This is a genomic window from Paenibacillus sp. p3-SID1389, from assembly GCF_025151705.1.
Lineage (GTDB): Bacteria > Bacillota > Bacilli > Paenibacillales > Paenibacillaceae > Fontibacillus > Fontibacillus phoenicis.
The window spans coordinates 1-23,123 of sequence record NZ_JALXVO010000061.1; the positions used below are offsets into that span (position 1 = coordinate 1).

21 protein-coding genes are annotated in these 23,123 nt (G+C 51.5%); 17 read left to right on the forward strand and 4 right to left on the reverse strand.

Going from position 1 to position 23,123, the window contains the following annotated elements; genetic code table 11:
• Window positions 1–426 precede the first annotated feature (426 nt).
• The 8 genes from infC to M3G15_RS18725 all read left to right on the forward strand — a co-directional run bounded on the left by infC (window position 427) and on the right by M3G15_RS18725 (window position 7,440).
• Entirely contained in the window at window positions 427–921 is a 495-nt protein-coding gene (gene infC, locus M3G15_RS18690) for a translation initiation factor IF-3 (RefSeq protein WP_009226729.1), read from the forward strand.
• Window positions 922–1,007: 86 nt separating this feature from the next.
• The gene (gene rpmI, locus M3G15_RS18695; RefSeq protein ID WP_009226728.1) at window positions 1,008–1,208 is read left to right on the forward strand and encodes a 50S ribosomal protein L35; all 201 of its coding nucleotides are present in this window, start codon (window positions 1,008–1,010) and stop codon (window positions 1,206–1,208) included.
• Between the two features lie 44 nt (window positions 1,209–1,252).
• Window positions 1,253–1,612 (forward strand): 50S ribosomal protein L20, encoded by a 360-nt coding sequence (gene rplT, locus M3G15_RS18700; protein ID WP_009226727.1) that lies wholly within the window; start codon window positions 1,253–1,255, stop codon window positions 1,610–1,612.
• Window positions 1,613–2,154: 542 nt separating this feature from the next.
• On the forward strand, window positions 2,155–3,240 hold the full coding sequence (locus M3G15_RS18705; RefSeq protein ID WP_260071733.1) for a BMP family lipoprotein: 1,086 nt from the start codon (window positions 2,155–2,157) through the stop codon (window positions 3,238–3,240).
• 127 nt (window positions 3,241–3,367) lie between these two features.
• Window positions 3,368–4,906 carry an ABC transporter ATP-binding protein gene (locus M3G15_RS18710; RefSeq protein WP_260071734.1) on the forward strand — a complete coding sequence of 513 codons (1,539 nt, stop codon included), beginning with the start codon at window positions 3,368–3,370 and terminating at the stop codon, window positions 4,904–4,906.
• A complete protein-coding gene (locus tag M3G15_RS18715) occupies window positions 4,899–5,972 on the forward strand; it encodes an ABC transporter permease (RefSeq protein ID WP_127576613.1) in 1,074 nt (357 codons plus the stop codon). Before M3G15_RS18710 ends, M3G15_RS18715 begins: the two co-directional genes overlap by 8 nt.
• 1 nt (window position 5,973) lies before the next feature.
• Complete coding sequence (locus M3G15_RS18720; protein ID WP_127576612.1) at window positions 5,974–6,933, forward strand: ABC transporter permease; 960 nt, start codon at window positions 5,974–5,976, stop codon at window positions 6,931–6,933.
• Between the two features lie 210 nt (window positions 6,934–7,143).
• Window positions 7,144–7,440 carry a hypothetical protein gene (locus tag M3G15_RS18725; RefSeq protein WP_009226722.1) on the forward strand — a complete coding sequence of 99 codons (297 nt, stop codon included), beginning with the start codon at window positions 7,144–7,146 and terminating at the stop codon, window positions 7,438–7,440.
• A 6-nt stretch (window positions 7,441–7,446) separates the two neighbouring features.
• Here the strand turns inward: M3G15_RS18725 and M3G15_RS18730 are convergent, their stop codons facing one another.
• A complete protein-coding gene (locus tag M3G15_RS18730) occupies window positions 7,447–7,902 on the reverse strand; it encodes a GNAT family N-acetyltransferase (protein WP_260071735.1) in 456 nt (151 codons plus the stop codon).
• A gap of 555 nt (window positions 7,903–8,457) precedes the next feature.
• Here M3G15_RS18730 and ilvB point away from each other — a divergent pair.
• The 7 genes from ilvB (at window position 8,458) to M3G15_RS18765 (ending at window position 16,934) form a co-directional block, all read left to right on the forward strand.
• On the forward strand, window positions 8,458–10,203 hold the full coding sequence (gene ilvB / locus M3G15_RS18735) for a biosynthetic-type acetolactate synthase large subunit (protein WP_009226720.1): 1,746 nt from the start codon (window positions 8,458–8,460) through the stop codon (window positions 10,201–10,203).
• Entirely contained in the window at window positions 10,200–10,688 is a 489-nt protein-coding gene (gene ilvN / locus M3G15_RS18740) for an acetolactate synthase small subunit (RefSeq protein ID WP_009226719.1), read from the forward strand. Before ilvB ends, ilvN begins: the two co-directional genes overlap by 4 nt.
• Window positions 10,689–10,933: 245 nt before the next feature.
• Window positions 10,934–11,926 carry a ketol-acid reductoisomerase gene (ilvC, locus tag M3G15_RS18745; protein WP_009226718.1) on the forward strand — a complete coding sequence of 331 codons (993 nt, stop codon included), beginning with the start codon at window positions 10,934–10,936 and terminating at the stop codon, window positions 11,924–11,926.
• A gap of 111 nt (window positions 11,927–12,037) precedes the next feature.
• A complete protein-coding gene (locus tag M3G15_RS18750; protein WP_260071736.1) occupies window positions 12,038–13,570 on the forward strand; it encodes a 2-isopropylmalate synthase in 1,533 nt (510 codons plus the stop codon).
• 169 nt (window positions 13,571–13,739) lie between these two features.
• Entirely contained in the window at window positions 13,740–14,819 is a 1,080-nt protein-coding gene (leuB, locus tag M3G15_RS18755; RefSeq protein ID WP_009226716.1) for a 3-isopropylmalate dehydrogenase, read from the forward strand.
• Between the two features lie 275 nt (window positions 14,820–15,094).
• A complete protein-coding gene (locus M3G15_RS18760) occupies window positions 15,095–15,505 on the forward strand; it encodes a hypothetical protein (protein ID WP_009226715.1) in 411 nt (136 codons plus the stop codon).
• Window positions 15,506–15,827: 322 nt separating this feature from the next.
• Window positions 15,828–16,934, forward strand: coding sequence for an ATP-binding protein (locus M3G15_RS18765; protein ID WP_260071737.1), 1,107 nt, complete (start codon window positions 15,828–15,830; stop codon window positions 16,932–16,934).
• 1 nt (window position 16,935) lies between these two features.
• On the opposite strand, the gene M3G15_RS18770 is transcribed toward M3G15_RS18765, so the two are convergent.
• From M3G15_RS18770 to M3G15_RS18780, 3 genes are read right to left on the reverse strand one after another with little or no spacing between them, the layout of a single operon-like run.
• The gene (locus M3G15_RS18770) at window positions 16,936–17,118 is read right to left on the reverse strand and encodes a FeoB-associated Cys-rich membrane protein (protein WP_050769823.1); all 183 of its coding nucleotides are present in this window, start codon (window positions 17,116–17,118) and stop codon (window positions 16,936–16,938) included.
• Window positions 17,119–17,151: 33 nt separating this feature from the next.
• Window positions 17,152–19,182: a ferrous iron transport protein B gene (gene feoB, locus M3G15_RS18775; RefSeq protein WP_260071738.1), complete on the reverse strand. Its 2,031-nt coding sequence runs from the start codon at window positions 19,180–19,182 to the stop codon at window positions 17,152–17,154.
• Window positions 19,179–19,421, reverse strand: coding sequence for a FeoA family protein (locus tag M3G15_RS18780; RefSeq protein ID WP_157273532.1), 243 nt, complete (start codon window positions 19,419–19,421; stop codon window positions 19,179–19,181). The genes feoB and M3G15_RS18780 overlap by 4 nt, the downstream gene beginning before the upstream one ends.
• Window positions 19,422–19,841: 420 nt before the next feature.
• Between M3G15_RS18780 and M3G15_RS18785 the strand changes: the two genes are divergently transcribed.
• Both M3G15_RS18785 and M3G15_RS18790 read left to right on the forward strand, forming a co-directional pair.
• Entirely contained in the window at window positions 19,842–20,810 is a 969-nt protein-coding gene (locus M3G15_RS18785) for an aldolase catalytic domain-containing protein (protein ID WP_009226711.1), read from the forward strand.
• Between the two features lie 138 nt (window positions 20,811–20,948).
• Complete coding sequence (locus M3G15_RS18790) at window positions 20,949–23,051, forward strand: putative bifunctional diguanylate cyclase/phosphodiesterase (RefSeq protein WP_260071739.1); 2,103 nt, start codon at window positions 20,949–20,951, stop codon at window positions 23,049–23,051.
• Window positions 23,052–23,123 lie beyond the last annotated feature (72 nt).

A 23,123-nucleotide genomic window follows, 5' to 3' on the forward strand; every position in this document is an offset into this window, starting at 1 on the left:
GAAATAAGGCCATAAAATGGTCTTATTTTGACCCATTAGAGCGCCTACAGCGAAATAAGGGTAAAAATGTCCTCTATTACTCCGAAAACATCGCCAACCCGCCCATGAATCCGCCCATGTTTAATCCGGTCTCATCAGACATTCGTTTTTTTGCCAACTCCCCTTGACTTGGTAAAATACACATGGTATAGTATTTGAGGTTGCAAGATATTTTTGGATTGCAAGCAGAGGCCCCGGCTTCTCACCTGACCGACGCACGTGTTGGCTGGTTTTGATCCGTTCATTTATGAATGCTTATGTTCATGAAGAATTGACGATCAATGAGGGATGCGGGTATTGGGCCTGCATCCTTTTTATGTGTGTGAGTACAGGGTCCAAGTCATTACTAAGACCACTTGGAGGTGGAGGATTATCAGTAAGGAACATTTGATCAATGAAGAGATTCGTGCGAAAGAAGTCCGTCTCGTAGGCGCTGAAGGCGAACAAATCGGCATTAAGCCGCTGCGCGAAGCGCTGCAGATGGCGATGGACCTGAATCTGGATCTGGTGAACGTTGCGCCGACTGCCAAGCCGCCGGTATGCCGGATTATGGACTATGGCAAGTTCCGTTACGAGCAGCAGAAGAAAGAGAAGGAAGCCCGCAAGAATCAGAAAATTGTGGACATCAAGGAAGTGTGGTTCCGCGCGAACATCGAGGAACACGATTTCCAAACGAAACTTCGCAATGTGATCAAATTTTTGAAAGATGGCGACAAGGTAAAATGCTCGGTTCGCTTCCGCGGACGGGAAATTACCCATGCCGACATCGGGAAGAAAATTCTCGACCGCGTCAAAGATGAGGTTGCGGAAATCTCGAACGTTGAACGAGTTCCGAAGCTGGAAGGACGCAGTATGATCATGATCCTGGCACCGAAAAACTAATCGTTTGTTTTCTATATATGATCGTTCCAACAGCGGAATGACCTGAAAGAGAAAACGGGCGTCACAAACTTTGAGGGGGAAGTACAATGCCTAAAATGAAAACCCACAGCAGCCTGAAAGGCCGCTTCAAAATTACCGGATCCGGTAAAGTTAGACGTTACAAAGCGAACCGCAATCACTTGCTGTCCCATAAGTCCAAACGTGCAAAACGTGTTTTGGCTAACAGCCCTGTTGCATACGCAGGTGACGTTCGCCGCATGAAGCAGCAACTGGCGAACCTGAAGTAATTTTCGAAGGAACAATTTACACAACTTATTGGGAGGTTTTTTAAATGGCAAGAGTAAAAGGCGGATTCGTCGTTCGTCGTCGTCATAAAAAAGTACTGAAACTGGCTAAAGGTTATTTTGGTTCCAAACACCGCATTTTCAAAACTGCGAACGAGCAAGTGATGAAATCCTTGCTGTACGCTTACCGTGACCGCCGCGCGAAAAAACGCGACTTCCGCAAACTGTGGATCGTTCGTATTAATGCGGCAGCTCGCATGAACGGTTTGTCCTACAGCAAATTGATGCATGGCTTGAAGCTCGCTGACGTGAACATCAACCGCAAAATGCTGGCTGATCTCGCAGTGAACGACCTGAATGCCTTCAATTCTTTAGCAGCTGTCGCTAAAGAAAAAATCAACGCTTAAAATTCAAACGATTAAGGCGCTGTTTCCGGATCCTTCCGGGACGGCGCTTTTTTTGGGGAATAGAGCGGTCCGAGGACGATTACATAGGCAGGAGCAGAAGCGTGAATGACCGCATGGGTATGGTCGCAAAGCTGAATTTGAATGTGCTTTTTGCTGGAAATTCATGGAACGACCCCCCCGGATGAGCTTATGCGTTTGGAACAGAAGATCTTAAGTGTATGGTATGGAATTGTTGAAAATATGGAATGCTGTATAAGAACCGCACGACACGATCGTCGATCCTTACAAACCTGGGAAAATACCAATGTTTGCGCGTGAATTAGGTCTGAATGTTCGGAAATAGCGTGGTTAGCCGGATAATCTCACATGATGCGAACATTGGATGATAAATTTGTCGAAAGTAAGCGTTTTATCAAAGGTAAAGGCGAAAATTATTTAACCCAAGGTTATTAAAAGTATGGATTTTAGTATATTTTACAGGTATAATCTGTGTGTGGTCAACTTAGATTAGACTCACAAAATTTTAAGGGGGATTAACCGCAATGAACAAAGCCTTCAAACTTTCTTTACTCTTGGTGCTCGCATTTACTCTGATTTTGGCGGGATGCGGTAACAACAATGCAGCAAACAACGGCGGAACAACTAATGCAGGAAATGCCGGAAATACAGCAGACAACTCGCAAGCAGGCAACGGCGAAACGGCAACCGATGCATCGAAGATTAAAGTCGGTCTCGTTACTGACGTGGGCGGCGTAAACGACAAATCCTTTAACCAATCGGCATGGGAAGCTTTGACTGAGCTGAATAAAGAGACTGGTCTCCAAACCAAATATCTGCAAAGTAACCAAAGCTCTGACTATGTTCCAAACTTGAACCAATTCGTACAAGGCGGCTATGACTTGACTTGGTCGATCGGCTTTGACCTTGGCGATGCGACATTACAAGTTGCTCAAGCGAATCCAAACGCAAAAATGGCAATCATCGACAACGTGGTTGATGCTCCTAACGTAGAGTCCGTAACATTTGCCGAAAACGAAGGTTCCTTCTTGGTTGGCGTTGTTGCTGGTCTGACCACGAAAACAAACAAAATCGGCTTTATCGGCGGGATGGAAAGCCCGGTTATCAAACGCTTCGAAGTTGGTTTCCAAGCGGGTGTAGCTGCGGTTAACCCAGATGCAAAAGTAACGGTTACTTATGCAGGTGCATATGACAAACCGGACGTAGGTAAATCCTTGGCAAGCCAATTGTTTAACGATGGCGCAGACATCATCTTCCCGGCTGCAGGTCAAACGGGGAACGGCGTATTTAACGAAGCAGCTGCTCGTAACCAAGCCGGCGGTGCTAACAAATTGTGGGTTATCGGCGTAGACAAAGACCAATCGCTGGAATTCGGTGACGAAGTAACCCTGACTTCCATGATGAAACGCGTTGACGTTGCTGTTAAGAACGTAACTCAACAAGTCATCGACGGTAGCTTCAAAGGCGGTCAAGTCACGAACTTGACGCTGAAAGAAGACGGCGTAGGTTTGCCGGAAGAGAATCCGAACCTGAGCCAAGAAATCTTGGACAAAGTCGAAGAATTCAAACAAAAAATCGTCAATGGCGAAATTACGGTTCCTGCTGAGTAATCAGCAAGCGCAAGACATTTACGTCCGTATGGACAGTGGAATATAATTAAGTCATTCAAGCGAGCAAGGCCAGTGGATCTACTGGCCTTGTTGCTTGCGTTAATCCCATAATGGTGAGGGTGGTTTCATGAGCGCTGAAGCTCCCGTAGTCGAGTTGAAGCAAATCACAAAACGGTTTCCCGGTATCGTCGCGAACGATTCCATCAGCCTAACCTTACGCAAGGGCGAGATTCACGCCTTGCTAGGCGAGAACGGCGCGGGTAAATCAACGTTGATGAACATTTTATTTGGTCTGTATCAGCCGGATGAAGGCACAATCGAAATGAATGGCCAGCCGGTGACAATCGACAATCCCAACAAGGCGATTAAACTAGGCATTGGGATGGTGCACCAGCATTTTAAACTAGTTCATCCTTTTACGGTGACCGAGAACATCATTCTTGGCATGGAACCGAAAAAGGGACTTAATATCGACTATAAATCGGCGACCGCCCAAGTGGCGAAACTGTCGGAGCAGTACGGCCTGCAAGTTGATCCCAACGCGAAAATCCACGATATTTCCGTAGGGATGCAGCAACGGGTCGAGATCTTGAAAATTCTGTTCCGCGGCGCAGATATTCTTATATTTGACGAACCTACCGCTGTGCTGACTCCCCAGGAAATCGAAGAACTGATGGCGATTATGAGACGGCTGGTGGCAGAAGGCAAGTCCATCATCTTGATCACGCACAAACTGAAGGAAATCATGGAGATTTCCGACCGAGTTACGATTATTAGACGGGGCAAAGTGATCGATACCGTCGAAACAGCAAAGACGAATCCACAAGAACTGGCCGAGAAGATGGTGGGCCGCGGCGTGACCTTTAAGGTTGATAAAAAAGAACCGCAGATTGGCGAGCCTGTCCTGCAGCTGAGAGATTTGAAAGCGAAGGACAAGCAGGGGATTCAGATCCTGAACGGGCTGAACCTGGATGTGCGTGCCGGGGAAATCGTCGGCATTGCCGGGGTTGACGGCAACGGACAGAGCGAATTGATTGAGGCGATCACTGGATTGCGTAAAATTGATTCCGGCTCCATCAAGCTGTCGGGCAAGGAAATTGCCAACCTTCCGGCGCGCAAGATTATCGAAAGCGGGTTGTCCCATATCCCAGAGGATCGTCATAAGCACGGCTTGGTGCTGGACTTTTCCATCAGCGAAAACATGATCCTTGAGACCTATTACAAAGCACCTTACAGCAAGGGCGGTATCCTAAATCGGCGGGCGATCGACGAGCATGCCAAGCAATTGGTTGAAGCGTTTGACGTGCGTACGCCAAGCATAGAGACGAAAGCGCGCTCCCTGTCCGGGGGGAACCAGCAGAAGGCGATTATTGCGCGGGAAATAGACAAGAATCCAGATCTGCTGATTGCTGCTCAACCGACACGGGGACTGGATGTCGGTGCGATCGAATTTGTTCATAAACAGCTGATTGAGCAGCGGGATCAAGGCAAAGCGGTGTTGCTGATCTCCTTCGAGCTGGATGAAATCATGAACGTGTCCGATCGGATTGCCGTCATCTATGAAGGCCGGATTGTCGGGGAAGTGCTTCCGCACGAAACCAATGATCAGGAGCTGGGTCTCATGATGGCGGGAAGCCTGGAACGGGGAGGTCAAAGCGTTGGATAAGTTGCGAAAAATATTTACGCTAGATAGCATTATTCTTCCGATTGTAGCCATTGTGCTTGGCTTATTGGTCGGCGCGGTGGTTATGCTGGTCGGCGGATACAATCCGTTAGTAGCTTATGGTGCCTTGGTGCAGCGGGTCGTAGGGAATCCGTACGATTTCGGCGAAACCATCCGTCAAATCACGCCGTTGATGTTCACGGGGTTAGCGGTCGCTTTCGCCTTCCGCTCCGGGATGTTTAACATCGGTGCGGATGGACAAGTCTTGATCGGCATGACGGTGGCGACAGCGGTATCGCTGTCCTTCAAGGGATTGCCATCGGCCATCCTGGTGCCTTTAGCAGTTATTGCCGGGGGAATTGGCGGCGGACTTTGGGCTGCCATTGCGGGATACCTGAAGGCCAAACGGGGCATCAATGAAGTTATCACCACGATCATGTTGAACTGGACGGCGCTGTATCTTTCCAACTACATCATTCGTAATTTTTACCTTCTTAAGGGCCAAAACCGTTCGGAGAACATCGATGCGTCCGCTTCGATGACGTTCTTAAACGATGTGTTTAATAACGCACGGGTCCATTGGGGAACGGTAATTGCTTTGCTGACAGCCGTATTCTTCTTTGTGTACCTCTGGAAAACGAAGCAAGGCTATGAAATGCGCTCCGTGGGTCTGAACCCAAATGCGGCGGAATACGCCGGGATGAACGTCGGCCGCAACATCGTGAAAGCGATGTTTATCAGCGGTGTGTTTGCGGGTCTGGCCGGCACGTTTGAGGTGCTTGGCGTGTTTCATTATCAATCGGTGTTCGCCGCGTCTCCGGGATACGGGTTTGACGGTATCGCCGTGGCGTTGCTGGGCATGAACCATCCATTTGGCGTGGTGCTTGGTTCGATCCTGTACGGCGTATTGACGTACGGCTCGGCCGGGATGAGCTTTAGCGCCGGTGTACCGCCGGAACTGATCAAGATCGTAATCGGTTCGATCATATTCTTTATTGCCGCTCAAGGCATTGTAAGAATCGTGCTGAAGCCGTTTTACCTGAAGCGCAAGAAAGAGAAGGTGTCGTAAGATGGACGTACTTACACTGCTTGGTCAATTGCTGAACTCCACCCTTGTCTTTTCCACGGCGTTGATATTTACGGCGCTTGGCGGTATCTTTTCCGAGCGTTCCGGCGTCGTTAACATCGGCTTGGAGGGTTTGATGATATTCGGTGCGTTTGCGGCTGGCGTAGGGACCTACTATGCCCAAGAAGCAGGGATGGGCAGCTTCTCGCCGTGGGTTGGCGTGATTGCGGCGATGGTAGCGGGAGCGCTCGGCGCGCTGATTCATGCCATTGCTACGATTACGTTTAAAGCGGATCAGACGATCAGCGGGATCGTAATCAACTTCCTGGCAGCGGGCTTGACCGTGTACATCGTCAAATTGATTTTCGACGGAGCCGCTGAAACTCCGCTGGTTACCGTGTTCCATAAGGTTCCAATTCCGATTCTGCGCGATATCCCGATCATCGGGGAAGGCTTCTTTAACTCGTACCCAACGACGTATCTGGCGCTAATCCTCGTCGTGGTCATTTACTTCGTGTTGTTTAAAACGCCGTTTGGACTGCGCCTGCGTTCTGTCGGCGAACATCCAAGTGCGGCGGACACGCTGGGCGTTAACGTGACCAAAATGCGTTATATCGGGGTGCTGCTCAGCGGTGTCCTCGGAGGGATCGGCGGCGCTACGATTACGCTGACGACAACCAGTACGTTTGCCCATAATACGATCTCCGGCCAAGGCTTTATTGCGATTGCGGCCATGATCTTCGGTAAATGGAACCCGCTGGGCGCCTTTGGTGCGGCGATGTTCTTTGGCTTCTCGCAGGCGATCCGCAACTACGTGCAGTTGTTCGATTGGTCGAGAAGTATTCCGCAGGAATTTATCTTTATGATCCCTTACGTGCTGACGATTATCGTCCTCGTTGGTGCGGTGGGTCGATCCTCGGCTCCGGCGGCGCTTGGTACGCCATACGATCCGGGGAAACGTTAAGCTTCAAGTTGAAAGGATGCTACCATTGGTCAGCATCCTTTTTTTGCCCTTCTGGAGTTAGAAGCCCGTTTGTCAGCGGTCAAGGCGATGGTGTATGCCAGGGTGGAGACAGGCGCATATGCTAAGGGTGTACACAAAATAGCCGAGTCAAACGGTTCGGCCAGAGCGGTTTTCACGGCTATAGGATCTAACCTGACAGGAGGAATTCGGATGGGCAGAACGGTTACGAGAAAAGAAGCCGAGAAATGGCTGGGCAAGCAGATCGCGGCTTATAAAAAAGACGGCACGGTGGTTACAGGGAAGCTGGTGAAAATTAGCGGCAATCGCTTGATCCTCCGCCAAGCTCCCGGCAAAAAAGTCAAAACCAAAGCGTTAATCCCGCTTGTATTGTTTGATCTCTTAGCGATCGGCACCGCTCCATACGCCTTTGGCGGTTATTCGTACGGGGGGTATCCGTATGGCGGAGGCGTACCGTACGGCGGTTATCCTTCCCCGTATTTCTGGTAAGCTGGCTTAATTGCGGCTGGGCAGTCTTTTTTCCAGCTCATAACATTGGGACAACGGGATGTAACGCTGAGTCCGATATCCCAATTTGCGGTAAAAGAGGTGGGCTCGGGTGTTATCCCGGTCCACCATTACTTTTGCCCGTTGACATCCCCGGGAGACCGCGAAGTTTTCCACATGGGCCATTAACGTTTTGCCATGACGCTGCCGTTGGTGTTCCGTTGCCACCGCCATCATATCGATATATAACAGGTCGCCGTAAATAAGAAAATGGATGAAAGCGACGGGATCCGCTTCGTAGGTTGGTGACGCAATCAGCGATACGCCGCGTGACAGCCGCACTGGGAGATCCTTAAAGACCGCTTCAATATCCTGAGGAGGCATATGGGTGAAGGGGACAAGCTCCCTGCGGATGAGATCGTAGATGACGGGATCGTCCTGTTTCGGCCTTCTGTAACGAATCATACGCGAATCTCCTCCTAACCGTGCATAAGATTGGGCGCTATCTTTTATCATATGAGGGAGAGGAGGGAAAGGGTTCCTGTTGGAAACTTTAATTGTTTAGGGTATTGACGTGCGGTGTCATCTAATCATATAATGTTCCTAAACATTTGAAGCATATCTTGCAAACGGCAATGATGAGGACGAAGCTTTAAGGGCTCTTTGCTCAGAGAGTGGATGGATTTGCTGAGACCACCACCAAAATCCCTTAACTGCGAGCTCACCTCGGAGCTGTTTCCCTGAAAAGCTGCAAGCCATCCGCGGTGGCGCTTGCGACAAAGGCTTAGTAGGGGGAATCGTCTGGTCCGCGTTATGGACCACGAGTAAGGCAGCTTAGGCTTTTACTCGTCAAGGCTTGGCACTGCGAGGTGCTGGGTAAAAATGGGTGGTACCACGGAGGATTAAACCTTTCGTCCCTCGGAGCAGGAAACTGTTCCGGCGGACGGAAGGTTTTTTTAGTTTAATAAGAGTTTCAAAAATTGACTTTTAAAAAACAACCTATGAAAAGGAGGATGACTGATGAGCGCGCAAATTCCAGAAGTGCGGTCTACAGAACAATTACGAGAGAAATGGATGAAACCGGAAGTCATTTCGGGTTCCGAAATCCTGCTTCGCAGCTTGCTTTTGGAAGGTGTCGAATGCGTCTTTGGTTATCCGGGCGGAGCGGTGTTGTATATTTACGATGCGCTGTACGGATTTAAAGACTTCCATCACCTGCTAACGCGACATGAGCAGGGCGCCATCCATGCGGCAGACGGGTACGCTCGGGCTACCGGCAAAGTCGGCGTATGTATCGCCACCTCCGGTCCGGGAGCAACCAACACGGTGACGGGGATCGCCACTGCGTTTATGGATTCAGTTCCGCTGGTTGTGATTACGGGGAACGTCGTTTCCAGCCTGATCGGTACGGATGCGTTCCAAGAAGCAGATATTACCGGCATTACGATGCCGATTACGAAACACAGCTATCTGGTTCGGCGCGTAGAGGATTTGCCGCGAATTATTCACGAAGCATTCCATATCGCGAACACGGGACGCAAAGGACCGGTTCTGATCGACATTCCGAAGGACGTATCCGCAAACAAAACGTTGTTCGAGCCCGTCCAAACCATCAACCTGCGCGGTTACAACCCGACGGTGGTGCCAAACCGCTTGCAGCTGGATAAATTGGCTGCGGCGATCCAGGAGGCTGAACGTCCGGTGATTATTGCCGGGGGCGGCGTCGTTTACTCCGGCGGACATGAACAGCTGTTCGAATTCGTTAATAAGACGCAAATTCCGATTACAACGACTTTACTTGGCTTGGGTGCTTTCCCGAGCGGCCACGAGCTGTGGATGGGAATGCCGGGAATGCACGGCACGTATACGGCCAACCAGTCGATTCAACAATCCGATTTGCTGATCAACATCGGGGCGCGGTTTGACGATCGGGTGACCGGTAAGCTGGACGGATTTGCTCCGCATGCCAAAGTGGTGCATATCGACATCGACCCAGCGGAAATCGGCAAGAACGTTTATGCGGACATTCCGATCGTGGGAGACGTCAAAACGGTGCTGGAAATGCTGAATCCACTCGTATCCCGGGCGGACAAAGCGGATGCTTGGAGAGCACAAATCCAACGCATGAAAATCGAGAAGCCGCTGAAGTATAAGGACTCGGATACGGTGCTGAAGCCGCAGTGGGTCATCGAGATGCTGAACGAAACGACAGGCGGCGATGCGATCATCACGACCGACGTAGGTCAGCATCAAATGTGGACGGCCCAGTACTACAAATTTAATCAGCCTCGCTCCTGGATCACTTCGGGCGGCCTCGGAACTATGGGATTTGGCTTCCCTGCCGCTATTGGTGCACAAATGGGACATCCCGATCGGCTGGTGATCTCGATCAACGGTGACGGCGGCATGCAGATGTGTGCTCAGGAGCTGGCGATCTGCGCGATCAACAACATTCCGGTCAAAGTCGTGGTTATCAATAACCAGGTACTCGGCATGGTTCGCCAATGGCAGGAATTAATTTATAACAACCGCTACAGCCATATCAATCTCGAGGGAAGTCCGGATTTCGTCAAACTGGCGGAAGCTTACGGCGTCAAGGGCCTGCGGGCAACCAACAAAGAAGAAGCCAGACGCGTATGGCAGGAAGCGCTCGACACGCCGGGACCGGTACTGGTGGAATTCGTGGTCAGCAAAGAGGAAAATGTATATCCGATGGTTACCCAAGGCTCCACCATTGATCAAATGTTGATGGGGGACAGTGAATGATGATGAAAAGCCATGCGATCTCTGTTTTAGTGAACGACCAGCCAGGTGTTCTGCAGCGTGTTGCCGGCCTTTTCGGACGGCGCGGTTTTAATATCGAGAGCATTACCGTAGGGCAATCCGAGGAAGCAGGCTTGTCCCGGATGATCATCGTCACGCAAGGGGACGACAAAACGCTGGAGCAAATTGAGAAGCAGCTCTACAAACTGATCGACGTGATCAAAGTTGTGAATCTCAGCTCCAGACCGATGGTGGCGCGCGAGCTCGCTTTGATCAAGGTTAAAGCGGAGCCGGCGGAGCGCCCGGAAATTATGGGCGTTGTCGAAACGTTCCGCGCCGCCGTCGTCGATATCGGGACGCACAGCATGATCGTCCAAGTAGTGGGCGATACCGAGAAAATCGATGCAATGATTGAATTGCTCCGTCCATACGGGATCCGGGAGCTGTCGCGCACCGGCGTGACCGCCATGATCCGGGGGAACGCGTAAAACGTAAACAAGGCTTCACCAAAGCTCATTGACACTACAGTAGAATTGCCGCCGCGCGCGGCTTCACCTCTCCGCTCGCTGCCGAGCGGGTGTTTGAGGGGATCGATCAAGCCAAGAGTTCACTTTACCGCTTCAAGGCGTCGGTCCGTTGAAATACCCGCTCGTTACAGGCGGAGGAAACCATATTATACTAATTATCAAGGGCACAGCTTGACTGTCCCGCAAATCTTAGGAGGGCATAAGAAATGGCAGTTACTTTGTACTATGAACAAGATGCAGATCTCAGCGTATTGAAAGGAAAAACCATTGCTATTATCGGTTACGGCAGCCAAGGACATGCCCATGCGCAAAACCTGCGCGAAAGCGGACTGAATGTCATCGTTGGCCTGCGCGAAGGTAAATCCTTCACCAAAGCGAAGGAAGACGGTTTTGAGGTATTGTCCGTTGCGGAAGCAACCAAACGTGCAGACGTTGTGCAAATCCTGATGCCGGATGAAACGCAAGCTGCGGTTTATAACAGCGAAATCGCTCCTAACCTGAAAAAAGGCGCCGCATTATTGTTCGCTCACGGCTTTAACGTACATTTCGGTCAAATCGTACCTTCCCCGGACAATGACGTGTTGCTCGTTGCGCCAAAATCCCCAGGTCATATGGTTCGCCGTACTTATGTTGAAGGCTTTGGCGTTCCCGGTCTGATCGCGATCCACCAAGACGCTACCGGCAAAGCGAAAGAAATCGGACTCGCTTATGCGAAAGGGATCGGCTGTACGCGTGCAGGGGTTATCGAAACTTCGTTCCGTGAAGAAACCGAAACCGACCTGTTCGGTGAACAAGCTGTATTGTGCGGCGGTGTATCTGCCTTGATCAAAGCCGGCTTCGAGACGCTGGTTGAAGCAGGTTATGCTCCAGAAATGGCATACTTCGAGTGCTTGCACGAAATGAAGCTGATCGTCGACCTGATTTATGAAGGCGGCTTGGCGACCATGCGCGATTCCATCTCCAACACGGCGGAATACGGCGACTATGTTACTGGCCCGCGCATCGTAACGGAAGAAACGAAGAAAGCGATGAAAGAAGTGCTTTCCGATATCCAACAAGGGAAATTCGCCCGTGACTTTATCCTGGAAAACCAATCCAACCGTGCGTTTCTTACGGCAACTCGCCGCAACGAAGCGAACCATCCGATCGAAGTGGTTGGCAAAGAGCTGCGCGGTTTGATGCACTGGATCAAGAAATAAGCGGTATACCGCTCCTATTGTAAAACGTAAGATAAGTATTAACCTGAATATCCAATGCGGCCGTGCCTAATGCGTGAGCCGCATTGGAGCTTTTCGGAGGAGGTGCATGGCATGCGCAAAATCTACATTTTTGATACGACGCTTCGGGATGGGGAGCAGTCTCCCGGAGTCAACCTGAATACTCGCGAAAAGCTGGAGATCGCCTATCAGCTGGAGAAGCTGGGAGTCGACCGGATTGAAGCGGGCTTCCCTGCAGCTTCGCCCGGGGATTTGGCCGCCGTGAACGCCGTGGCGCGTGCGGTTAAGAAGTCGACGGTGATCGGTTTGTCGCGTTCGCGCACCCAGGATATCGATGCGGTCCGCGAAGCGCTGCAAGGAGCGGAAGACCCTTGCATTCACTTGTTCCTGGCCACCAGTCCGATCCACCGGCAATATAAGCTGAAGATGAGCAAAGAACAAGTACTGGAAACCGCGCAGGCGGCACTTCGTTATGCGAGCAAGTACTTTTCCAAGATCGAATTCTCCTGCGAGGATGCCGGCCGGACTGAATTGGATTTCCTCTGCGAGATGACGGCGATGGCTATCCGCGAAGGCGCATCGGTGGTGAATATCCCAGATACGGTAGGGTATTTGTATCCGGAAGAATACGGCAACATCTTCCGTACGCTGAAGGAGAAAGTGCCTGGGATCGAGAAAATCCAGCTGAGCGCCCATTGCCATGACGATTTGGGCCTGGCGACGGCGAACTCGCTGGCGGCCATTTTGGGCGGCGCAGACCAAATCGAAGGAACGATCAACGGGATCGGGGAGCGGGCCGGCAACACCGCGCTGGAGGAAGTGGCGATGGCGCTGGAAACCCGGTTTGATTTCTTCGGAGCCAAGACCACGCTTGAACTGTCGGAAATCGCCCGTACGAGCCGGCTCGTCAGCCGCTTGACCGGGATGGTTGTGCCGGGCAACAAGGCGATTGTGGGCGCAAATGCGTTTGCCCATGAATCCGGCATCCACCAGGACGGCATGCTGAAGGAGAAAACCACTTACGAAATCATGTCGCCGGAGACGATTGGGCTCAAGGAGAGCAAGTTAGTGCTGGGCAAGCATTCCGGCCGCCACGCTTTCCGCGAGAAGCTGGTCGATATGGGGTATACCTTGGACGACGAGCGGTTAAATGAAGCTTTCGCCAAATTCAAGGCGCTCGCCGATAAGAAGAAGGAAATCACCGACGAAGACCTGCTGGCGATCGTTGAGGAGAAGCTGGTTGATACGCCGGAGGAATTCCGTCTCGAGACGATCTTTGTTTCTTACGGCAACGAGGCAACGCCTGCAGCGAAGGTGCGGCTGGTCACCCTTGGCGGCGACATCATCGAGAAGGAAGCCGAAGGCAACGGTTCGGTTGATGCGATTTATAACGCCATCGACCTGGCTTCCGGCGAGGAAGTCAAGTTGGCGGATTACTCGATCAAATCGGTTAGCCAAGGCAAGGATGCGCAGGGCGAAGTGCATGTCGTGCTGACGCAAAACGGCATCTCCGTACAGGGCCGCGGCATTAGCACCGACATTTTGGAAGCAAGCGCCCGCGCTTATGTCGATGCTATTAACCGGTTGATTGAGAAGAGAAAAACCCACTCTACGATTCAGGCGTAACTCCTACGTGGATGTGCGGTTACAGCGGAGCTGATTCATTCAGCTTCGCTGTTTTTATTTTTGCTTATAGTTAAAACCTATGACCTTAATAGATTCTATATCTTTGTCTATCCTTACCCGGTGTGTTACAACTGAAGAAGAGGATGTTCACGAAAGGGAGCTGGAAGCAATGGCAGAAGTCAAGAAAATCGCAGTCATCGCGGGTGACGGCATCGGGCCGGAAGTGGTGGCTGAAGCGGAGAAAGTGTTGAAACGGACAGAGGAACTGTTCGGATACCAGTTTGAAACGGAGCATGCGTTGTTCGGCGGGATCGCCATCGATGAGAAAGGAACGCCGCTGCCGCAAGAGACGCTGGAGATTTGTCAAAAGGCTGATGCTGTTCTGCTCGGGGCTGTAGGCGGTCCAAAATGGGACAACAATCCGAAGGAGCTGCGCCCAGAAACCGGCCTGCTCGGTATTCGTAAAGCGCTCGGCTTGTTCTCGAACCTGCGTCCGGCGGTGGTATTCGATTGCCTGAAGGACGCTTCGACGCTGAAACCGGAAGTGCTTGAAGGGACGGACCTTATCGTTGTGCGTGAGTTGACCGGCGGCATCTACTTCGGTGAGAAATACCGCCGCGATACAGAGCAAGGTCAAGAAGCCGTGGATACCTGTGCATATAACGTAAAAGAAGTTGAGCGGATCGTTCGCCAAGCGTTTGAGATTGCCCAGAAGCGCCGGAAGAAGCTGGCTTCGGTAGATAAGGCCAACGTGCTGGAAACGTCGCGGTTGTGGCGTGAAGTCGTGAACCGGATCGCACCGGAATATCCGGACGTTGAGCTGGAGCATGTTCTGGTGGATAACTGCGCGATGCAGCTGCTGCGCCGTCCTGCCAGCTTCGACGTAATCGTAACGGAAAATATGTTCGGCGACATTTTGAGCGATGAAGCGGCCATGTTGACCGGCTCGATTGGCATGTTGTCCTCCGCTTCCTTGGGCGAAGGCAGCTTTGGGCTGTATGAGCCTGTACACGGTTCGGCACCGGACATCGCAGGCCAGAACCTGGCGAACCCGATTGCGACGATCTTGTCCGTTGCGCTGATGTTCCGCTTAACCTTTGGCTATGCTGATGCAGCCGACGCGATCGAAGCCGCTGTAACCGACGTGCTGAATGCCGGACATCGTACCGGCGACATTGCCGTTGACAAGAGCAAAGCGATTGGTACAAAGGAAATGGGCGATCTGATCGTAGCTGCGATGAAGAAATAAATCAATCTGCATGGGGCCGTTTGATTGACTTTGGAAATGGCCGATGTTACCATGTGGGAAGAAATAAGAAGAAGGACCCCCTGTTTGAGCCTGGCTCAAATCGGGGGTTTTTTGCCCAGAAGCTTTCTCTGGCGAAGGATTGGCCAAACTCCCAGGATTTACAATCCATACGCAGGAATTTGAAGCAAGCTTCACGAATAAATTATATGAAAATCCCGGCTTCAGGGAGAGCCAGGAAGAGGAAATGAACCAAACGCGGGAAGGGGTGAAGGGGAATGAGCTTTTGCTGCGGAGCCAGCATGCTGGGGACAAAGGGCACCTTAAAGCATTATCGCACGCAGGTACATAATGTGCCCCTGTTATTTTGCCCGGTGTGCCACCGGGTTGAGGTTCATTATAAAGTGGAGAACGAATACGAAATTCTGGCCGAATACGCGCATGGTGACGGAGTGGCGGAGATTGATTTTCAGGATTTTGTGATGGAGGACGATGACTCCATTTTCGGAAATTGCGTAAATCGGGAAGATGAAGATCCCTTGGCCATTGTGCAGAGCCAAATCGATATTTCGCTGGACCTCATGTCTGTTGCCAAACAAATCGGCGACGAGAAATGGACGGAGGAGCTAAAGAAAAGGCTGGCGGTCATGAGCCGTCGCCGGGCCCGGCTGCTACACAACAATCGTTAAATCCTAGAAATAGTCTTCCGGAAGGGAGACTATTTGCATTTTTTTAGGACTATGGTAGTCGTTTTGCGTTGATCCCACTTTTTTCGACAGTTTCTCTGATTGACGGTATTTGGAAAACTTGATTATGATTGAAACAGGTGGCTTTTGACTTATCGGGAATTGAACCATGGACAAGTATGGCATCGCCTGGTGCGAAATATGACATAGATCGCATAACAAGGTTGAGGTGAGTGCACCGCGTCAGGGTAAAGGTCATCTAGGTAGTGATGGTATGTTGTCTTGCAAGGCAAAGTACATCATTTGAATAAAGGGGGAACCAAGCTTGTTGAGTGAATTTCAAGAGACATTGCTCCAGTCCGTCAAAGCATACCAATCGCCCCAACTCGTAAAAAACAAGTATGAGAACGTACTCCAACACCTGGACAGCGGAATCATGCTGTTTGACTGTGATGGGGTTCTAACCTTTATCAATGTACAGATGGCCAAGCTGCTTGAAATGCCGCGCCAATCCCTGATCGGCTGTAATTTATTGCAGCTGCTGCGGCATCCGCATCTCAACCAATTTAAGAAGCGTAAGATCTTGCGTATTTACCGGGAGACTATCTTTCACCGCAAAAAGTACCATGAGTTAATTGACGAATACGGCAGACATTGGCTGATTACGGTTACATACGGGGATCAGATGGATGGGGATTTTCTGCTTAGCGTCAAGGATGTTTCTGATTTTAAACGGATCGAACAAACGGCTTATCAGAACGACAAGCTGGCGATGCTTGGAAAAATTTCCGCGGCGATTGCGCATGAAATTAGGAATCCGCTTACAGCGATCCGCGGATTTATTCAGTTGCTGCGGCCTCATTTGCTGCAGCTGGGCAAGGATGAGTATGCCCGGATTATCTTAACGGAAATCGACCGGGCGAACGATATTATCCATGAGTTTCTAAATTCTTCGAAGCCTTCGGCTCCGCAGAAATCGACGGTCAACGTTTCTTCCTTGTTGAAGGAGGTTGTTCTGCTTACGGAGAGCGAGGCGTTGATGAAGGGATGCCAAATGATCCTTCACGAGCCAAACGAGGAGCTGCTCGTCTCCATCGATGTTAAGCAGATCAAGCAGGTGCTGCTGAACATTATCAAAAATGCGATGGACGCCATCGCCGAAGTAGGCGGCGACCACCAAGGGGTGATCGATATCCGGGCGGAGAAGGAAGGCAAATCGGTTTGTATCTCGATACAAGATAACGGCGGCGGAATGGACAAGGGGATGCTAAGCCGCTTGTTTGATCCGTTTTTTACGACGAAGGAGAAGGGAACGGGATTGGGATTGTCGGTGAGTTACCGGATCATCCGGAACCATCGGGGGAACATTTCCGTGGACAGCTTAAAAGGAGCGGGAACGATCTTTACCGTTTCGCTCCCGCTGGCATTATAAATTAATCTTTAGGGCCTTTGGCCGCAGATGGCGTAGAGGACGCCGCGTACTTCCCGCAAGCTGCAGAACAGGACTTCTGCTGCGAGCAGGAGGCGCAGGCGCCTTTTTTGCTTTTCTTGAAGCCGCGGTATAACGCGAAGGCAGCATATCCAAAAATAGCGGTAAGGATGATGATGTCGGCCATAACAGGCAGCTCCTTTCGTTTATCGAATTTTGCTTAAGCCAGTCCGAATCCTAGCCGCCATCCGATCTGATAGATCAAGAAAGCCACGAGGTAAGCCAGCGTCAGCGAATAGCCGATAGCAAATAACGTCCACTTCCAGGAAGCTGTTTCTTTGCGAAGAACGCCAACCGTTGCAAGGCACGGGGTGTACAGCAGAACGAAGGCCATAAAGCTGTAGGCCTGCAGCCCGGTGAAGGATGCGGCAATTTGGCCTTGCAGTCCGGCCATATCCGGAACATGGTAAATGATGTTCATCGTTGATACCACGACCTCCTTGGCCATAAACCCGGTAATCAGCGCTGCCCCGGATTGCCAAGTGCCGAAGCCTAGCGGCTGCATGACGGACGCGAACAAGCCGCCGATGGCTGCGAGGAAGCTGTCATCCATGTTGTCCGCGACGCCACCCGGACCAAGGTACGTGAGCAGCCAGATCAGCACGGAACCGCCGAGAATGAAGGTGCCGGCTTTGCGCAGGAAGCCTTTGCCCTTCTCCCAGGTGCTGCGGAACAGGGTGACGCTTTGCGGCATCCGATATGGCGGCAGCTCAACGATAAAGAAGGAACGTTCGTTTTTGAACAGGAACAGCGAGAACACTTTGGCCAACCCAAGCGCCAGCACGATGCCAAGCATATACAGAGAAAAGACGATCAGACCTTGCGACTCAGCGAAAAAGATGCCGGCAAATAAAGCGTAAACCGGTAACCGCGCGGAGCAGGACATCAGCGGAATGAGCAGCATGGTCAGCATCCGTTCCTTCGGCTGCTCGATGCTGCGGGAAGCCATAATCGCCGGCACATTGCAGCCAAAGCCTAGGATAAATGGAATTAACGCTTTGCCGTTTAGACCGACGATTTCCATCAATTTATCCATCATGACGGTAATCCGGGCCATGTAACCGGAGTCTTCAATGAAGGAAATGATCAGGAACATGATGAAAATCTGCGGAATAAACACCAGTACGCCGCCAACGCCGCCGATGATGCCGCCCGTGATCAACGCCTGCGTGAAGCTTGAAGCCCCTATGCCGGTCAGCAGACCCTCCACACCGCTGATCAGCGGACCGCTGATGAACCCGTCCAGCAGATCAGAGAGCGGGTTGCCGAGCCAATCAAACGTCAGCTGGAAAGTGAGGTACATGAAAACCATAAACAGCGGGAGGCCGAGAAACGGATGGGTGACAATACGGTCGATGCGTTCGGTCATCGAGTGCGGTTTCTTCTGTGAGGCATCCACGGCTTCACTGCAAATGTTCTGAATCCGCTGGTTCCGGACGGAGCGGATATACGCTTCCGCGGAGGAAGCCAAATCGTTCGCAGCCAGCTTCGCTTCTACTTCGGCCCGGATCTTCTGCAGCATGTGCAAGTTGGTCTGCGGCGGAAGCGCGGAGATGACCGCCGGGTTGTCCTCCAGTACCTGCAAGGCGATCCAGCGTAAGGCCGGACGTTGTTCCTCCCAGTCTGCTGCAAGCTCACGCGTGATGTCGTGAATGGCTTGCTCGATCACTTCGCCATAATCGATCGTAAATTCCGGCTTTTGCGCCGATTCAGAAGACTGTTGTTCGATTGCCCGCAGCACTTCTTTACTGCCTTTGCCGGTACGTGCAATCAGCGGGAGAACGGGAACGCCCAGCAGGGCCGCCAGCTTCTCTGGATCCACCTTCAACCCGCGGGCCTCGGCAACGTCTATCATATTTAACCCGATGATTACCGGTTTGCCGTATTCCAGTAGCTGCAGCGTCAGATATAGGTTACGCTCCAAGTTAGAGGCATCGACGATATTCACGAGCACGGAAGGGGGCTCGGAGGCCAGGTACTCGGCTGCAATCCCCTCATCTCGGGACAAAGGATGCAGGGTATAGATCCCGGGCAGGTCGGTGAGCAGTCCGGTTGTGCTTCGCAGGTGCCCGACTTTTTTCTCCACCGTTACGCCGGCCCAGTTCCCGACATATTCGTAAGAGCGGGTTAAGGCATTAAACAGTGAGGTTTTCCCTGTGTTCGGGTTCCCAATGAGTGCGGCGTTGTTCATGAGACTGCCACCTCGATATGGGCCGCTTCCTTCTGGCGGATGCCCAGCAGTTGCCCGGCGCATTCCAGCGTGACCGGACCGCCCCATAAGCAGTACCGTTTCACGACCACGCGGGATCCTTCCCGGATCCCGAGATCCGCGAGGCGCCGTTTCAGGATCGGGTCCATATTGCCAATTTGCGTGATGGCACAAGTGGTCCCGGGTTTCAAACCTAGCAGGCAGCATCGGCAAGGTTTCATGAAAACTTCCTCCTTCGTCATGTAAGTAAGCCGAAAACGGCTGAAAAATCTAGTTGATTAAACGCTATTGAGAATCAATCTCAATTAAATTCACAAGTAATATAGCACGCACCGCTGGCCCATACTGTGATTTACTTCATAACGAAGAATGGAAACTTCGTGATCCAAAGATGACTTTTCGAACAACTGCTAAAATAAAAGTTCGAAAAGTCAGGTTTGAAGCACCGAGAAGGTTGGATGAAGCTGGGACTGAGGAGCGGAGCGTACGTTTTGGGTACGTGAGCACCGGAAGGCCCGGCTGAATTCAAGTTTCGACGTCGATAGAAACTTCTTGATATACTTCGTGATCCAAAGATGACTTTTCGAACAACCTTTAGTAAGATGGATAGTAAAACGAAACGATGGAGAGGAATATGCCAGATGAAAGCCAATAAATGCAAAATCGTCGACTGCACCATCCGTGATGGAGGACTGGTGAACAACTGGGACTTCAGCGTAGAATTTGTCCAAAAATTGTACGCGGGCCTGAATGAGGCGGGTGTGGATTATATGGAAATCGGCTACAAAAACTCGCCGAAGCTGCTGAAAGGCGCCGATGAAGCCGGTCCTTGGCGGTTTCTGGACGACGATTTCCTGCGCAAGGTAATTCCTCAAAAAGGAACGACGAAGCTATCCGCACTGGTCGATATCGGCCGGGTAGACGAAAACGATATTTTACCGCGCAGCGAAAGCCTGCTCGATTTAATTCGAGTTGCTTGCTACATTAAAGATGTGGACAAAGCCCTGCAGCTGGTGCAATTGTTCCATGATCGCGGCTACGAGACGACGTTGAATATTATGGCGTTGTCCAACGTGATGGAGCATGAGCTGCTGGAAGCCTTTGAGATGATCAAAGATAGCGTCGTTGACGTTGTCTACATCGTTGATTCCTACGGAAGTCTCGATTATAAAGACATGGAGCATTTGGTCAACAAGTTCAAAACCCATTTGCCAGGTAAACGGCTAGGTGTTCACACCCACAACAACATGCAGCTGGCTTTTTCCAATACGCTGGTGGCCGCTGAAAATGGGGTTGAACTGCTGGATGCCTCTGTGTATGGCATGGGACGCGCGGCCGGCAACTGTCCAACCGAGCTGCTTGTGACCCATCTGAAGGGTACGAATTACAAGCTGCGCCCTGTACTAGAAGTTCTGGAGGAGCTCTTGATCCCGCTTCGCGAGAAGGAAGAGTGGGGGTACCTGATCCCTTACATGATCACGGGGACGCTTGACGAGCATCCGCGTTCCGCGATGGCGCTGCGGGCTTCGGACGACAAAGACAAAGTCGTCGATTTTTACGATAAGCTGACGACGCCGGAGACAACGGTTCATCGTCCCAAAAAATCATAAAAATTAAGCCCGGGCCTTGTGTCCGGGCTTCTATTTTTCCTCGACAAATTTGAGAAGAAGGCAGGAAATAAGCGGAATATGTTGAATAGTAGACTCATGACGGATCGATAAGTACTTACCTCCGGAGGTTGATACGCATTGAGGATTAGGGCAGAGGAACGAACGACAATCATCCAAGGGGTAATCGGATTGGCGGCGATGATCGGGGTTGTCCAGTTGTCGGCATGGAACGGATATCCGCCGGGGACGGACGCGGTTGTTCAGACGCTGCATCTTTTGGCAGGCCTCATGTGCCTGGCCGTATCATTCGCCATATTTGCGCAGGGATGGATTCTGTTTACCGACAAACTTTCCAAGCAGCGGCTTTACACGGCCGTTTTATTTTCGATGATCGGGATATTGGATATCCTGTATACCGTTTTATACGGTGACATCTCGCTGCTTGGCTTCGAACCGAGCGAAAATTTGGCGACCTGGTTTCTGGTGATCTCACATTTGCTAGGGGCCTTTGGGATGCTGCGGATCTTTGCTGCAACGGACCAGCAGGTGTCCGGACAGCAGAAAGTGACCATGTTTGTCAGTGCCGTCTTGGTGACACTGGCAGGTCTGTTTGTGTTAAACCGGTACCAAGACCGCTTGCCGACATTATTTGAAACGGAGCTTCTACAACTGGTTTTGCAAGCGGGGATTCCTCTGCTCTACCTCCTCGTGGCTACGGCTGTCCTTTATCGGCATCGGGCAGAGCGCCCGCCGGCGATGATGACGGTAACCCGGTCACTGCTCTTCATGGCGATGGGGCATGTCTTGCTGACCTGTCCGCCGGGGCATGTTGAGGGGTTAACCCAGGCGGCGGGGCAATGGTATATGGGCATTTCGTATTACATCGTATTAAAAGGGGTTTACCGGCTGACGATTGAAGAACCGTTGCGCGGCAAACTGCTCGTGGAAGCCCAGATGAAGCATATGGCTTACCATGATGATTTAACCGGACTGCCGAATTTGCGGCAAATGAAAGAGCAGTTGGACGAGCTCTTGGGATTTACGCGGGCTTGTATCGGCGTGGCGGTTATCAATATCGACCGGTTTAAGGCGATTAACGACTCGTTGGGTTACAGCGCGGGGGACAAGGTGTTGACCGAGCTGGGAAGTCGGTTAGCGGTGCTTGAAGGCCCTCAGCAGTGGGTGTACCGGATGGGCGAGGACGAATTCGCCGTGGTCTTCTCCGAGCTGCCGGATGCTGCGGCCGCCGAGGACCGGGCTAAACAGCTGTTAGCCTCTGTAGATCCGGGGGTACTCATCGACGACACCGAATACCATATTTCCTTGAGCATGGGTTTGTCCGTATTTCCGAATGACGCCGACTCAGTGAACGAGTTGATCCAATTTGCCGATATGGCGGTGCACCATGCTAAGGAACAAGGCGTGGAGTTTCTGCGTTATCATGCAGCGATGAAACAGCGTACCCAAGCGAAGGTGGAGCTGGAGAACGATATGCGCAAGGCGCTGGAGCGGGAGGAATTTTTCCTGGAGTTCCAGCCGCAGATTCGTTTGGATACGGGGAAAATGGTTGGGATGGAAGCGCTTGTCCGTTGGAACCACCCGAAGCGGGGACTGATACCGCCAAGTGAATTCATTCCGCTGGCCGAAGAGAGCGGGCTGATCGTTCCTCTCGGCGAGTGGGTGCTGAAGACGGCTTGCCAGTATAATAAGAAATGGCAGATGGACGGTTTTGAACCGGTTTGCGTATCCGTCAATTTATCGATGCGCCAGTTCCGGCAATATAATTTAGCAGAGCACGTGAACGCGATCCTGCGTGAGGTAGGGTTAGATCCGCAATACCTGGAGCTGGAAGTGACGGAAAGCATGACATACGATATTGAAACCGCGCTAGATCAGCTTCATCGCTTGAAGCGTTTAGGGATACATATCAGCATCGATGATTTCGGCACAGGCTACAGCTCGCTTTATTATTTGAAAAGCCTGCCGATCGATCGGTTGAAAATTGACCGCGCCTTCGTCAAAGAGGTCATGTACGACGGGAACGACGCGGCGATCGTCTCCACCATCACCACTATGGCACATCACTTAAAGCTGAAGGTGACGGCCGAAGGCGTAGAGAACGAGGAGCAGTTGGAGTTTCTGAAGCGCCAACGTTGCCACGAAGGACAAGGATATCTGTTTAGCAAACCGGTGTCTGCCGGTGTGCTGGAAAGCGAGTTCCTTAGCCGGTTAGCCGGCTAAGGAATTTTTTTTAAGATATCAGAAAGTATAAACTTCGGGGCATTGGCATCCTGATATCGCAAGAAAAACTTC